The organism is Mesorhizobium sp. M0037, assembly GCF_040323635.1.
GTDB lineage: Bacteria > Pseudomonadota > Alphaproteobacteria > Rhizobiales > Rhizobiaceae > Mesorhizobium.
The window spans coordinates 128,263-142,045 of record NZ_JAMYVB010000015.1 but is presented as its reverse complement, the minus strand read 5'-3'; the positions used below and the strand labels follow the sequence as shown (position 1 = coordinate 142,045).

The following is a 13,783-nucleotide window of genomic DNA, read 5'->3' as shown; positions in this document are numbered from 1 at the left end:
AACGTCGGCGAAGGCGAGGCTTCAGGCGTGCCCCGCGGCCAGGCTCAAATGCGCCAGATCAATCCCGATCGATGCCAGGATGCGGTCGTACTTCCGCTCGATGTCGGCGTCGAACAGCAGCTCCGGCGTGGCCGGACAGGTCAGCCAGCCATTCTCGGCGATCTCGGTTTCCAGCTGGCCGGCGCCCCAGCCGGAATAGCCGAGCGCCATCAAAGCGCGCCGCGGGCCGCGGCCGGACGAGATGGCGCGCAATATGTCGACCGTCGCGGTCAGGCAGATATCGTCGGAGACGGTGAGCGAGGATTCCACCCGGTAGTCGCCCGAGTGAAGGACGAAGCCGCGGCTGCGGTCCACCGGGCCGCCATTGCGCACCACGAAGTCGCGGGCCTGCGCAGGCAGCCTGATCGCCTCCTGTTCGTTCATGATGCCGAGCTGCACCAGAAGATCGGGAAACAGCATCTGTTGCGTCTGGTTGATGATCAGGCCCATGGCGCCTTCATCGCTGTGCGCACAGATGTAGATGACCGAGCGCGTGAAGCGATCGTCCTTCATGCCGGGCATGGCAATCAGAAACTGGTCGTCAAGAAAGCCGCGTCCACCGGCTGTCTTTTTGTGGCGCAACAAGTCCATGGACTGGAGCGTAACGCGTTTCCGGGACGCCGAAAAGATGCGCCGCGTGCGATTCGGCCAAAGCCCAACGGTTGGAACAACGGAATCTTGACTGCGAACTTCACTCGGCCGATTGCTTGAAGCCAACTGTTCCTTGCCCGAAGGTCACGCAAATATGATACGCAGAGCGCCATGAAAACATTGCGCGGCCATGAACTGACGATCAAATCAACGCCATGCAAAGCTTGAAAATCCTGCTGCTCGGTATTGCTATCGGATGCGGAGCAGTCCTGCCCGCCGCCGCCTCCTCGTCGGAATGGTACAACAGCGAAGGCGGCAAGGTGCGGCTGGTGACAACAGGCAAGGCCGACGAGGCCGGTCGCATACAGGGCGTGCTCGACATCGCGCTCAAGCCCGGCTGGAAAACTTATTGGCGCGATCCGGGCGACGCCGGCGTGCCGCCGCAGATCGACGTTTCGGCCAGCACCAACATCACCGATGCGGCGTTTTCCTTCCCGCCGCCGCAGCGCCATGACGACGGCTACGGCAAATGGGCCGGCTACAACCATCCGGTCTCGCTGCCGGTGACATTCACTTTGTCGTCGCCTGGGGATGCGGCCGTCATCGATGCCGACATCTTTCTCGGCATCTGCGAGACGATCTGTATTCCGGTGCAGACGCGGCTGAGCGTCGATCCCGCCGCCGATCCCGACAATGCCGAGGATGCGGCGCTGGTGAAGGCTGCACTCGCCACCTTGCCCGCGCCTGCCAAGCCCGATTTCGGGATCAAGGTGCTGCCGGGCGACCATGAGACGCTGATGGTCGAGGCGACTTTTCCCGGAGATCCGGAGGCGGCGGATTTATTCGTCGCCGGGGGACGCGATTATATGTTCGGGGCGCCTGCACGCAGCGAAAAGGACGGCCGGCTGGTATTTACCATTCCGATCCTCGACCGGCCGTCGACGACACCGACCGATGGCGGGTTGTATTACACCCTGACAAGTGCCGAAGGCGCGGTCGAGGGCGTTCTGCCGTTCCCCTGATACCGAACCCGATCAGGGCTTTCCCTTGATCCAGGCCTTGTCGGCGGTTGCGGGAGATGCCCGATTTCGCTATCGCAAGAAACCTTCCCTGCTTTTCACACGAGGACCATCATGACGATTGCCGTTGGCGACAAACTGCCCGATGCGACCTTCAAGGAAATGACCGCCGACGGCGCCAAGGTGATCACCTCGGCCGAGATTTTCGCGGGCAAGAAGGTCGTGCTGTTCGGCGTTCCAGGCGCCTTCACGCCGACCTGCAGCAACAATCATCTGCCGGGCTATCTCGAGAACCACGATGCCATCCTGGCCCGCGGCGTCGACACCATCGCCGTCGTCTCCGTCAACGATGTCCATGTCATGGGCGCCTGGGCCAATTTCACCGGCGGTCAAGGCAAGATCCTCTATCTCGCCGACGGCAATGGCGATTTCGCCAAGTCGATCGGCCTCGACTCCGACTATTCCAGCGGCGGCATGGGATTGCGCTCGAAGCGCTTCTCGATGATCGTCGACAACGGCAAGGTCACCGCGCTCAACGTCGAGACCAAGCCAGGAGTCGACACGTCGGGTGCCGCTCACATTCTGAGCCAGCTCTAAACCGCGGCGGCCGCCTCGGCTCATGAACGCCATGGCCTGACGACCACGCGCTTCCAGCCGGATTGCCTGCTTTGGGGGACATCGACGATGTTTGACATCATCTGGCGCAGCATTGCGATTGGCATCGGCGCCACGGTGCTGATGGATCTTTGGGCGCTGTTCCTGCATCTGGCGCTCAGCCAGCCGCGGCCGAACTGGGGGCCGCCCGGCCGCTGGGTCTGGCACCTTAGGGAAGGCAAGGTTTTCCACGACGATATCGCCCAAGCCGCACCCTATGCGCATGAGCAGGCGCTGGGCTGGGCTTTCCACTATGTCACCGGCATCGTCTACGGCTTCATCCTGGTGGCGCTGGTGGGCACGGCATGGTTGGACGCGCCGACCTTCCTGCCGGCCTTCATCCTCGGCATGGTCACCATCGGCGCCGGCTGGTTCCTGCTGGCGCCCGGCATGGGCGGCGGCTGGGCTGCCTCAAAGCGCCCCAACGCGATGCAGATCCGCGCCTTCAACGTGATCTCGCACACGGTGTTCGCGCTCGGCCTCTACGGCACGGCCCTGCTGATCCGCTGAGGACGGGTTCTATCTGTTGGTCGCGCGCGGCTTCATCGCGGCTACGGTATCGATGATCTCCTGACATCCGCTTTAGCGCGACGCCAGACTGTCTATCGGCCGCCATCCGTGGACGACGCGGCGCGTGCCGACGTCATAGGCGAAGTAATTACCACCGCCGGCCGGCTGGTCCGCCGCGCGGCTGATTGCGCGGCCGCTGAGCGAGAGCAGCAGCAATGTTCCGACGCCGCCATGGCCGACGAAGGCAATGTCGCCGCCGTCGGCAGCACCCAGCACCGTTTCGACCTCGCTGACAATGCGTTGCTGGGCGTCGATGGCCCGTTCCCAGCCGCGAATGCTTTTGTGCGGATTGGCGAAGAACTGGTCGGCGACCGCCTCGAACTCCGGCGGCGGCAGGAAGCCGGTTGCCGACCGATCGTTCTCATGCATGCGCTCCTTCACCTCGACCGCGAGGCCGAGGTGTTTGCCAAGGATCTCGGCGGTTTCGATCGCCTTGCGCTCGGCCGACGAGACGACACGGCGGATCGATCCGACCCATGGCTGATCGAGCATGGCTGATGCTCGCGCTCGTCCGATCTCGGACAGCCCCCAGTGCGGCACGGGAACGTTGGCATCGATCTGAACCTGGGGATGGGTGATGTAGTATACGATCGGCATGAGTGAGATCCCCTTGCCGATAGCTTGAGCTCAATAGCTTTGGGTCGAGCGCCGTGCCCGTGGCGCCGGCTGCTTCTCGGATGCCGCCGGCTTCAGCGCCACTTTCGGCGCCGCAGGTTTGGCTGAGCCCCTCTTGAACGGCGCCATACCTTCCCTTGCGAGTTCGTCGGCGCGTTCGTTCTCGGTGTGGCCGGCATGGCCCTTGACCCAGTTCCAGGTCACCTTGTGGCGCCCATTGGCCTCATCCAGCGCCTGCCACAGTTCACCGTTCTTGACCGGCTTCTTGTCGGCGGTCTTCCAGCCGTTTTTCTTCCAGCCGTGGATCCATTTGGAGATACCGTCCATGACATATTTGCTGTCGGTGTGAAGCTCGACGGCGCACGGCTCCTTCAGCGCATTCAGCGCCGAGATGGCGGCCAGCAGCTCCATACGGTTATTGGTCGTCTCGGCCTCGCCGCCCGACAATTCCCTGGTCTTGCCGTTGAAGCGCAGGATGGCGCCCCAGCCGCCGGGACCGGGATTGCCCGAGCAGGCGCCGTCGGTGAAGATTTCAACCTGCTTGGTCATGTCAGTCCGTATTCAGAAGGCGACTTGATCGCGCGGTGGAAGCGCATGCGGCGGATATATTCGGTCGGATCGCGCTTCATGACCAGCCCGCCGTCGGGAACGGTCAGCCAGTCATAGAGCCGGGTCAGCATAAAGCGCAGCGCCGAGCCGCGAGAAAGCATCGGCAGCGCTGCTTTCTCGCCATCGCTCAAAGGCCGCACGCTCTGATAGCCGGCCAGCAGCGCCGTGCCTTTGGTCAGGTTGAAGGAGAAATCCTTCTCGAAACACCAGGCGTTGAGACAGGTGGCGACGTCATAGGCGTAGAGGTCGTGGCAGGCGAAATAGAAGTCGATGAGGCCGGACAGTTTCTCGCCGAGGAAGAAGACATTGTCGGGAAACAGATCGGCATGGATGATGCCTGCCGGCAGGCCCTGCGGCCAATGGCGTTCGAAATCCGCGAAATCCGCGTCGACCTCGGCCGCCAGTCCCGGCTCGACCTCGTCGGCTCGGTCGCGCGAGGCATTCCAGAGTTTGCGCCAGCCCTCGATGGCGAGCGCGTTGTCACGCGTCATCGCAAAATCCTGGCCGGCGAGATGCAGGGCGGCGAGCGCCTTGCCGACCTCCGCGCAATGCGCCGCTGTCGGCCGCCGCAGCGACAGGCCTTCGAGGAAGGTGATGATGACCGCGGGACGGCCGGCCAGCGTGCCGATGACGGTGCCGTCATGCGCGGTCACCGGCAGCGGACAGGAAATGCCTTTGCGGGCGAGATGGCCCATCAGGCCGAGGAAGAACGGCAGGTCGGCCTTGTCGACGCGCTTCTCGTAGAGCGTCAGTATGTAAGAGCCGCTTGAGGTGTGCAGCAGGAAATTCGAATTCTCCGTGCCTTCGGCGATACCCTTGTAGGACAAGAGTTCGCCGACTGGATATGCCCTCAGGAACGCGCCGAGTTCGCCCTCATTGACGTCGGTGTAGACCGCCATGGGCTGTTCACGCGGCTCCGTTGACGAAGGCCATGTCGGCCCGCGTCAGTTCGACATCGCGCAGAACCCGCATGACTGGAAAATCCTCCGTTTCGGTGGCCGTGATCGCCAGGTCGATGTTCACCTCGAAGCGCTGGCGGAAGGCGTCGATGATCTCGTCGACGATGATCTCCGGCGCCGACGCGCCGGCAGACAGGCCGAGCGTCGATATATTTGTGATGTCATTCCACGGAATTTCGGCGGCGCGCTGTACGAGAAGCGACATGGTGGCGCCGGCGCGCTCCGCCACTTCGACAAGACGGCGCGAATTGGAGGAATTGGGCGCACCGACGATCAGATAGAGATCGGCGCCGGCGGCGGTTTCCTTGACCGCTTCCTGGCGGTTGGTGGTGGCGTAGCAGATCGATTCGGCGGCCGGTGCATGCAGTTGCGGGAAGCGCTCCTGCAGCACCCGCAATATGCCGGCAGTGTCTTCGACCGACAACGTTGTCTGGCTTACGAAGCCGAGCGCTTCCGGGTCGGCGGGGGCAAAGGTCCCAGCGTCGGCTTCGGTCTCGATCAGCGTGACGGCGCCTTCAGCCAGTTGGCCCATGGTGCCGATCACTTCGGGATGGCCGGCATGGCCGATCAGAAGCACATGGCGGCCGAGCCGCTGATGGCGCATCGCCTGCTTGTGCACCTTGGACACCAGCGGGCAGGTGGCGTCGAGATAGAAGAGCTCGCGTGCCTTGGCGTCGGCCGGCACCGATTTCGGCACGCCGTGGGCCGAGAAGACAACCGGCGACTTGCGGTGCTCGGCCGGGATTTCCGAGAGTTCCTCGATGAAAACGGCGCCAAGGCTTTGCAGGCCCTCGACGACATAGCGGTTGTGCACGATCTCGTGGCGGACATAGACCGGCGCGCCGTATTTCTTCAACGCCAGCACGACGATCTGGATGGCGCGGTCGACACCGGCGCAAAAGCCGCGCGGCTGGCAGAGCCGGATCGTCAGCGGTGGTTTTGTGGCGGTCTGCAGCATGATTCCAGATCGGTTGATCGTATCGTGACGCGAAATGAGGTGTGCACCCCTGCCCTGTCAAGGGCAGTTGAGATCAGGTTGAATGGTCAACCTGATCTAACTCTTTGTTGGAGCATGATCTTGTCCGAAACCGGTTCCCACTTTTCGGGGTGATGCTCTGGATCATTCAGTCTTTGCCGGACCGCGCAGCCTGACGATCAGAACCGCGGCAAGAGCCGCCGCCAGGCCATACCAGGTGAAGGCATATTGCAGATGAGAATTCGGCAGGTCGATGATGGTGACGCCGCCGACCGGCAGCCCGCCCGGGTTCGGCGTCTTGTCGGCGTCGATGAAGATCGGCACCAGCACGGCACCGGCCGGCAGGCCGGCACTCGCCGCCATGACATCACGATCCTTCCAATAGAAGATGTTCTTGGCCACGTCATTGTCGGGCAGCATCATCGACGGCTTGGCCGGCAGCGGGTTGCGCGCCAGGCCGGTGACCGTGACCTTGCCGGTCACCTGCCCTTGCGGGCGCTTGGCGGCATCCTTGACATCATAGGGAACGAAGCCGCGGTTGATCAGGACATAGCGGCCATCGTCGAGGGCCAGCGGGGTATAGACGTTGAAGCCGGCGTCGCCGTCCCATGTGGCGTAGAAATGCCGCTCGCCGGAGTGCAGGAACGTCCCGCTGACGGTGACCGGCGTGTAGTCGACATCACCGGTGGCGGCGAATTCCTTCTCGACGTCCGCCAGCGGCTGCGGCGCTGAATGGGTGCGCTGGTCGATGGTCTGCAGAAGGGCTTCCTTCCAGTACAGGCGCTGCACCTGCCATGTGCCAAGCCCGAGCAGGATGACGAACACCACCAGGCCGAGGCCGAGCAGCAATGCCGTCTTCGGCCGCGAGCGGCCGGCGGGCTTGGTCAGCGCCTCGCTCATTGCCCTTGGTCCAGGCGGCCTTCGGCCGCCTTGTTGGCGTATTGAAGCGTCAGCAGCACCCCCTTGATCAACCTCAGCGCCGTCAGGCACAGTCCCACGGCCAGCGGTATCCAGATGATGAAATGCAGCCAGAGCGGCGGGCTCAGCGTGACCTCCACCCACAGCGCCAGCCCCACGACGATGAAGCCGATGATCAGGATGACGAACACCGCCGGGCCGTCGCCGGCATCGGCGTAGGAATAGTCGAGGCCGCAATTGTTGCAGCGCTTGCCGACGGTGAGGAAGCCGGAAAACAGCCGTCCTTCGCCGCAGCGCGGGCAGCGTCCGTGCAGGCCGGCCGAGATCGGCTCGATGGGTGGCCAGATCGCCCTGTCTTCACTCATGGATAGTCATGCTTTACGGCTCGATTTCGATCAGCGTTCCATCCGGCACCATAGTCCAGATTTCGTCCATGTCGCAGTCGGTAACCCCAATGCAGCCATCGGTCCAGTCGACCAATTGAAGCAGCCAGCCCGACCAGCCGAATCCGTTGGCCATTGATGGGGCGCCGAAAAGAAGAAAGGCGACCGCGTTGCCGCGACCGCCCTTCTGATTTGTCGGTTCGGTGAAAGCCGTCAGTGGCCTTCGATCACCGCGCCGACCGATCCCCAGACGTAGATCGATGCGAACAGGAACAGCCAGACCACGTCGACGAAGTGCCAGTACCAGGCAGCCGCCTCGAAGCCGAAATGCTGCTTGGGCGTGAAGTCGCCTTTCCAGGCGCGGATCAGGCAGACCAGCAGGAAGATGGTGCCGATGATGACGTGGAAGCCATGGAAGCCGGTCGCCATGAAGAAGGTGGCGCCGTAGATGGAATCCTTGAAGCCGAACGGAGCGTGCATGTACTCGTAGGCCTGCACCATGGTGAACAGCATGCCGAGGCCGACGGTCAGCACCAGGCCGTTGATCAGGCCCTTGCGGTCGCCATGGATGAGCGAATGGTGCGCCCATGTCACCGTGGTGCCCGACAGAAGCAGGATGATGGTGTTGTAGAGCGGCAGATGGAACGGATCGAGGACTTCGAGACCCTTCGGCGGCCAGACGCCGCCAGTGAAAGCGGTGCGGGCGTAATTCTGCACTTCGCTCGGAAACAGGCTGGCATCGAAATAGGCCCAGAACCAGGCAACGAAGAACATCACTTCCGAAGCAATGAACATGATCATGCCGTAGCGCAGATGCAGCGACACGACGCGCGTATGGTGGCCCTCATGCGCTTCCTTGATGGTGTCCGACCACCAGGCAAACATCGTGTAGAGGACGATGACCAGGCCGATGAAGAACAGCCACGGATTGGCGATGTTGTGGCCGAAAATCGGAAAATCGCCGTTCTTGAGATACTGCATCAGGGCGACGCCGCCGACTGCAGTCACCAGCGCGCCGATCGACCCCAGGAAGGGCCACGGGCTCGGGTTGACGAGATGGTAGTCGTGTTGTGGTTTTGCGTGCGCGTCTGCCATATCAACCCCCGAGATTTGCTTCGGTATCTGAAACTTTGCTGCTGCTGTTCGGCGTCGATGACGCCACCGGCTTGTTTTTTTGGACCGGGAACATGGTGTAGGACAGGGTGATCGTCTTCAAGTCCTTCAGTTCCGGCACGTTGACGATATCGGGATCCACATAGAACACGACCGGCATGTCCAGCGTCTCGCCGGGCTTCAGCGTCGTGTCGGTGAAGCAGAAACACTCGACCTTGTTGAAGTAGGGGCCCGCCAGTTCCGGCTGCACGTTGAAGGTGGCGCGGCCGGTAACGGCGCGGTCGAACTTATTGGTGGCGCTGTAATGCGCCTGCGTGGTCTCGCCGATCTTGATGGTGACCGAACGGGCGACCGGCTGGAACTGCCAGGGAATGCCGTTGGTGTTGGCGTCGAAGCGCACGGTGATGTCGCGGTCGAGGATGCGGCCGGCATATTGCTTTTCGGCGCGCTGCGTCGTGCCGCCATAGCCGGTGGCCTGGCAGAACATCTTGTAGAGCGGCACCGCGGCGTAGGCCATGCCGATCATGCCGCCGAAGAAGGCGACGCAGACGGCGGCGACGACGCGGTTGGTGTTCTTCTTCCTGGGATCGGTCACGGTCTGGCGGGTCATCATCGGCCTCATCCGGTATGGCCGAATTTCACGATGGTCGCGACGTAGAAGATGACGACCAGAATCGCCAGCGCGACGCCGATCGCCGCCGAACGGTTGCGCCGCGCCTTCTTCTGGCTTTCGGTCAGCGTGACCAGTTCAAGCTTCTTGTCGATCATGGTCATGCTCCACCGATGGCCAAAGCGCGACCGACGACACAGTCGGCAAGATAGATGGCGAAGATGGCGAAGAGGTAGAGCAGCGAATAGGCGAACAGAGCCTTGGCCGGCTTCATGACGCGGTCGCTATCGGTCATGCACAGCACTTTCCAGGCATACCAGACGAAGCCGGCGCCGAGAGCCACTGATGCGACGCCATAGAAGGCGGTAGTGAAACCGAGCACCCAGGGCAGCACGCCGATCGGCGCCAGGATCAGGGCGTAGGCAAAGATCTGGCGGCGGGTCGAGGCCTGGCCGGCAACGTTCGGCATCATCGGGATGCCGGCCTTGGCGTAGTCGTCGGACTTGAACAGCGCCAGCGCCCAGAAGTGCGGCGGCGTCCACAGGAAGATGATCAGGAACAGGACGAGGCTTTCCAGGCTCACCGTTCCGGTCACCGCGGCCCAGCCGATGACCGGCGGGATGGCGCCGGCGGCGCCGCCGATGACGATGTTCTGCGGCGTCGAGCGCTTCAGCCACATCGTGTAGACGACGGCGTAGAAGAAGATGGTGAAGGCAAGCAGCGCCGCCGACAGCCAGTTGACCAGCACGCCCAGCGTCATCACCGACAGCACCGAAAGCACAAGGCCGAAGCTCAGGGCTTCGCCGGGCAGGATGCGGCCGGACGGTACCGGGCGGCCGGCGGTCCGGCTCATCACCGCATCGATGTCGGCGTCGTACCACATGTTGAGCGCACCCGAGGCGCCGGCGCCGATGGCAATGGCCAGGATGGCGATCACCGCCAGCAGCGGGTTGATGGTCACGGGCGCAGCGACCATGCCGACAAAGGCCGTGAACACCACCAGCGACATGACGCGCGGCTTCAGCAGGGCGAAGAAATCGCCCGACGTGGCTTCCGACATGCGAAAGCCCGCTTCGTCAATCATTGGGTCGTCGACAAGGGCCATGCGTACATAAGTCCAATCATTCCGTTGGCCGAAAACCGCCGGCGGGCCGGCGGTTTCGTATTCGGGCTGCCTTACTTGATCTTCGGCAGCTGTTCCCACTGGTGGAAAGGCGGCGGCGAAGGCAGCTGCCATTCGAGCGTCGTTGCACCCTCGCCCCACGGGTTGGCGCCGGCGACGCGCTTCTTCTGGAAGGCCTCGAACACGCCATAGAGGAAGATCACCACGCCGACGGCCGATATATAGGAGCCGTAGGACGACACCATGTTCCAGCCGGCGAACGCGTCGGGATAATCGATGGTGCGGCGCGGCATGCCGGCCAGGCCGAGGAAATGCTGCGGGAAGAAGATCAAATTGACGCCGACGAAGGTGACCCAGAAGTGGGTGTTGGCGATCACCGGCGAGTACATGTAGCCGGTCATCTTGGGGAACCAGTAGTACCAGCCGGCGAAGATGGCGAAGACCGCACCCAGCGACAGCACATAGTGGAAGTGGGCAATGACGAAATAGGTGTCATGCAGCGAGCGGTCGAGGCCGGCATTGGCGAGCTGGACGCCGGTGACACCGCCGACCGTGAACAGGAAGATGAAGCCCAGCGCCCACAGCATCGGCGTCTTGAACGAGATCGAGCCGCCCCACATCGTCGCGATCCAGGAGAAGATCTTCACGCCTGTCGGCACGGCGATGACCATGGTGGCAAAGACGAAGTAGCGCTGCGTGTCGAGCGACAGGCCGGTCGTGTACATGTGGTGCGCCCAGACGATGAAGCCGACGGCGCCGATCGCGACCATGGCGTAGGCCATGCCGAGATAGCCGAACACCGGCTTCTTCGAGAAGGTCGAGACGATGTGGCTGATGATGCCGAAGCCCGGCAGGATCAGGATGTACACTTCGGGGTGACCGAAGAACCAGAACAGATGCTGGAACAGGATCGGATCGCCGCCGCCATCCGGGGCGAAGAAGGTGGTGCCGAAATTGCGGTCGGTAAGCAGCATGGTGATGCCACCGGCCAGAACCGGAAGCGACAAGAGCAGCAGGAAGGCGGTGATCAGAACCGACCAGGCAAATAGCGGCATTTTGTGCAGCGTCATGCCCGGCGCGCGCATGTTGAAAATGGTGGTGATGAAGTTGATGGCGCCGAGGATCGAGGACGCGCCGGCAATGTGGATCGACAGGATCGCCAGATCCATGGCCGGCCCGGGCTGGCCGGAGGTCGACAGCGGCGGATAGAGCGTCCAGCCGCCGCCAACGCCATAGGCGCCGGGCGCGCTCGGCATGAAAGCCGAAGCGATGAGCAGCAGGAAGGCCGGCGGCAGCAGCCAGAACGAGATGTTGTTCATGCGCGGGAAGGCCATGTCAGGCGCGCCGATCATGATCGGCACCATCCAGTTGGCGAAGCCGCCGATCAGCGCCGGCATGACCATGAAGAAGATCATGATCAGCGCGTGCGCGGTGCCGAAGGCGTTGTACATGCTCTTGCCGCCGTCGATGGCGGCATCGCCGTTCATGCCATAGACCATCTGCGCCAGACCGGTGAAGATCTGGATGCCCGGCTCCTGCAGCTCCATGCGGATGACGACCGAAAGCGCGCCGCCGACGATGCCCGCGAAGATCGCGAAGATCAGGTAGAGCGTGCCGATGTCCTTGTGGTTGGTGGAGTACACCCACCGGACCCAGCCATGATAGGGCTTGTGGTCGTGGTCGTCGTGAGCTGCAGCTTCTGCCATGGTCGGCTCCGTTCCCTAATTCTTGCTAACCCGCGGCATCAATTGCCGGCGGCCGCTACCTTGTTGGTACCGTCGACCTCGGCCATCAGCGCCTTGTTGGCGCCGGGGAGGTCGGTCTTGGCTGCTGCCAGCCAGGTCTTGTACTGCGCATCGGATACGACGCGGACGGCGATCGGCATGAAGGCATGGTCCTTGCCGCAGAGCTGCGAGCACTGGCCGTAATAGATGCCTTCCTTTTCCGCCTTGAACCACGTCTCGTTGGTGCGGCCGGGAACCGCGTCCATCTTGATGCCGAAGGCCGGAACGGCAAAGGAATGGATCACGTCGGCTGCGGTAACCAGGACGCGCGTCATGGTGTTGACCGGCACGACCAGCTCGTTGTCGACCGCCAGCAGGCGCGGATAGACCTTGCGGTCTTCCTTGCCGATCGCGGCGCGGTCGGCGTCCTGCAGGATGGCCGAGTTGAAGGAGAGCGTGTTCTCGGTCTGGTACTCATAGTCCCAGTTCCACTGATTGCCCGTTACCTTGACGGTCAGCTTGGCCTCTTCCGGCGGCGTGTACTGCGCCGTCAGCAGTTGGAACGAGGGAATGGCGATGAACAGCAGGACGACGACCGGCCCGACTGTCCAGATGATCTCGATCAGCGTGTTGTGGCTGGTCTTGGACGGAACCGGGTTTTTGCTGGCGCGGAACCTGAAGATGCACCAGGCGAGAAGCGCCAGAACCAAAGCAGTGATCGGGACGACGAACCACATCGTGTAGTTCCCGAACCACTCGATCTGCCGCATCATGTCTGTCGCCGGCGGCTGAAAAGTCATCTCCCACGGCTGCGGCTGGGCCGCATGGGCGGAGGCACCGGCGAAAAATGCGGCGGCGGCGCCTGCCGTTGCCATCAATTTGGCGCTTGCTGGGAATTTTCTCATCGCCCTCTTCATCTCCCGGTTCCTCGCGATCGCGACGCAAGAATATCGAACAATGCCGGGATGGGAATCCCGGACAGTCCCAAGGGTGGTTCAAACCATACTCTATTTCCCTCCGCAAGAAAGGAGCGGGCGAAACCGTGCGGCATTTTTGCGCGCAAGTGCTGCCGCGCTGTTTCGACGGCCTCGTGGCCCGCGCGGGTCGTCGACAGACAGGCTATGCGGGCTTGTGTCCGGAATGCGCCCGACGGTCGCAATTCGGGCGAATTTGCTAGGGAAAAGCGCATTATTGCGCCTGCCGGGGCTGACCGGCGGTCGCCCTATCCTTTACTTGGCCTTGGCGCGGCTTAAAGTGCCGTGATTCGCAATGGAGCCGTCATGACCTCTTGGCTTTCGAGAAACGCCTGGCATTCGAAGAGCGCCTGGCATTCGAAAAGCGCCTGGCTTTCGAGAAGCGGGGCGAAGGTCGTTTTTCTCGCCGCCCTGATCGGTATCGGCTCGTCCGCAACCGGCGTCGCCAATGCAGCGCAGCCCAGCGGCACGGTCAAGTCAACGCATGGCGCGTGGTCGATCATCTGCGACACGCCGGCCGGCGCCACCTCGGAACAATGCGTGATGATGCAGAACGTCGTTGCCGAGGATCGCCCGGAAATGGGACTGTCCGTCGTCGTCCTGCGCACCGCCGACAACAAGGCCGAGATCCTGCGCGTGCTGGCGCCGCTCGGCGTTCTGCTGCCCAATGGCCTGGGCCTCAATGTCGACGGCAAGGATATCGGCCGCGCCTATTTCGTGCGCTGCTTCCAGGACGGCTGCTATGCCGAGGTCATTCTCGAAAAGCCGCTGCTCGATACGCTGAAGACCGGGACGTCGGCCACCTTCATCGTCTTCCAGACGCCGGAAGAAGGCATCGGCATCCCCGTCGACCTCAAGGGCTTCGCCGACGGTTTTGCCGCCCTGCCCTGAGCTTGATGCTTGCGA

At 62.8% G+C, this 13,783-nt stretch carries 18 protein-coding genes; 4 read left to right on the top strand and 14 right to left on the bottom strand.

Annotated features, from left to right (window positions below):
- Window positions 1-21: 21 nt before the first annotated feature.
- Complete coding sequence (locus tag NKJ78_RS22165) at window positions 22-630, bottom strand: YqgE/AlgH family protein (protein WP_023668405.1); 609 nt, start codon at window positions 628-630, stop codon at window positions 22-24.
- A gap of 215 nt (window positions 631-845) precedes the next feature.
- Between NKJ78_RS22165 and NKJ78_RS22160 the strand changes: the two genes are divergently transcribed.
- From NKJ78_RS22160 to NKJ78_RS22150, 3 genes are all read left to right on the top strand, one after another.
- Complete coding sequence (locus NKJ78_RS22160) at window positions 846-1,652, top strand: protein-disulfide reductase DsbD domain-containing protein (RefSeq protein WP_023706670.1); 807 nt, start codon at window positions 846-848, stop codon at window positions 1,650-1,652.
- Between the two features lie 111 nt (window positions 1,653-1,763).
- Complete coding sequence (locus NKJ78_RS22155; RefSeq protein WP_023668407.1) at window positions 1,764-2,246, top strand: peroxiredoxin; 483 nt, start codon at window positions 1,764-1,766, stop codon at window positions 2,244-2,246.
- Window positions 2,247-2,333: 87 nt separating this feature from the next.
- A complete protein-coding gene (locus NKJ78_RS22150) occupies window positions 2,334-2,813 on the top strand; it encodes a DUF2938 domain-containing protein (protein ID WP_023706669.1) in 480 nt (159 codons plus the stop codon).
- 72 nt (window positions 2,814-2,885) lie between these two features.
- Here NKJ78_RS22150 and NKJ78_RS22145 read toward each other — a convergent pair whose 3' ends face one another.
- From NKJ78_RS22145 to coxB, 13 genes are all read right to left on the bottom strand, one after another.
- The gene (locus NKJ78_RS22145) at window positions 2,886-3,470 is read right to left on the bottom strand and encodes a histidine phosphatase family protein (RefSeq protein WP_023824240.1); all 585 of its coding nucleotides are present in this window, start codon (window positions 3,468-3,470) and stop codon (window positions 2,886-2,888) included.
- 30 nt (window positions 3,471-3,500) lie between these two features.
- On the bottom strand, window positions 3,501-4,037 hold the full coding sequence (rnhA, locus tag NKJ78_RS22140) for a ribonuclease HI (protein WP_023818961.1): 537 nt from the start codon (window positions 4,035-4,037) through the stop codon (window positions 3,501-3,503).
- Window positions 4,034-4,996 carry a homoserine kinase gene (locus NKJ78_RS22135; protein ID WP_023824241.1) on the bottom strand — a complete coding sequence of 321 codons (963 nt, stop codon included), beginning with the start codon at window positions 4,994-4,996 and terminating at the stop codon, window positions 4,034-4,036. The genes rnhA and NKJ78_RS22135 overlap by 4 nt, the downstream gene beginning before the upstream one ends.
- Window positions 4,997-5,003: 7 nt before the next feature.
- Window positions 5,004-6,014 carry a 4-hydroxy-3-methylbut-2-enyl diphosphate reductase gene (ispH, locus tag NKJ78_RS22130; protein WP_023692071.1) on the bottom strand — a complete coding sequence of 337 codons (1,011 nt, stop codon included), beginning with the start codon at window positions 6,012-6,014 and terminating at the stop codon, window positions 5,004-5,006.
- Between the two features lie 162 nt (window positions 6,015-6,176).
- A complete protein-coding gene (locus tag NKJ78_RS22125) occupies window positions 6,177-6,932 on the bottom strand; it encodes an SURF1 family protein (RefSeq protein ID WP_023685424.1) in 756 nt (251 codons plus the stop codon).
- A complete protein-coding gene (locus NKJ78_RS22120) occupies window positions 6,929-7,315 on the bottom strand; it encodes a DUF983 domain-containing protein (protein ID WP_023685423.1) in 387 nt (128 codons plus the stop codon). Before NKJ78_RS22120 ends, NKJ78_RS22125 begins: the two co-directional genes overlap by 4 nt.
- Window positions 7,316-7,328: 13 nt before the next feature.
- A complete protein-coding gene (locus NKJ78_RS22115) occupies window positions 7,329-7,469 on the bottom strand; it encodes a L,D-transpeptidase family protein (protein WP_023668415.1) in 141 nt (46 codons plus the stop codon).
- Between the two features lie 77 nt (window positions 7,470-7,546).
- Complete coding sequence (locus NKJ78_RS22110; protein ID WP_023668416.1) at window positions 7,547-8,428, bottom strand: cytochrome c oxidase subunit 3; 882 nt, start codon at window positions 8,426-8,428, stop codon at window positions 7,547-7,549.
- Between the two features lies 1 nt (window position 8,429).
- Entirely contained in the window at window positions 8,430-9,056 is a 627-nt protein-coding gene (locus NKJ78_RS22105) for a cytochrome c oxidase assembly protein (protein ID WP_023727487.1), read from the bottom strand.
- Between the two features lie 8 nt (window positions 9,057-9,064).
- The gene (locus NKJ78_RS22100) at window positions 9,065-9,220 is read right to left on the bottom strand and encodes a cytochrome c oxidase system small membrane protein (RefSeq protein WP_023668418.1); all 156 of its coding nucleotides are present in this window, start codon (window positions 9,218-9,220) and stop codon (window positions 9,065-9,067) included.
- Window positions 9,217-10,161 carry a heme o synthase gene (locus NKJ78_RS22095; protein WP_023668419.1) on the bottom strand — a complete coding sequence of 315 codons (945 nt, stop codon included), beginning with the start codon at window positions 10,159-10,161 and terminating at the stop codon, window positions 9,217-9,219. The genes NKJ78_RS22100 and NKJ78_RS22095 overlap by 4 nt, the downstream gene beginning before the upstream one ends.
- A gap of 71 nt (window positions 10,162-10,232) precedes the next feature.
- Complete coding sequence (gene ctaD / locus NKJ78_RS22090) at window positions 10,233-11,885, bottom strand: cytochrome c oxidase subunit I (protein ID WP_023668420.1); 1,653 nt, start codon at window positions 11,883-11,885, stop codon at window positions 10,233-10,235.
- 38 nt (window positions 11,886-11,923) lie between these two features.
- Window positions 11,924-12,820 (bottom strand): cytochrome c oxidase subunit II, encoded by an 897-nt coding sequence (gene coxB, locus NKJ78_RS22085; RefSeq protein ID WP_050485823.1) that lies wholly within the window; start codon window positions 12,818-12,820, stop codon window positions 11,924-11,926.
- Between the two features lie 363 nt (window positions 12,821-13,183).
- Between coxB and NKJ78_RS22080 the strand changes: the two genes are divergently transcribed.
- A complete protein-coding gene (locus NKJ78_RS22080) occupies window positions 13,184-13,768 on the top strand; it encodes an invasion associated locus B family protein (RefSeq protein WP_023668422.1) in 585 nt (194 codons plus the stop codon).
- The last annotated feature ends 15 nt before the right edge of the window (window positions 13,769-13,783 follow it).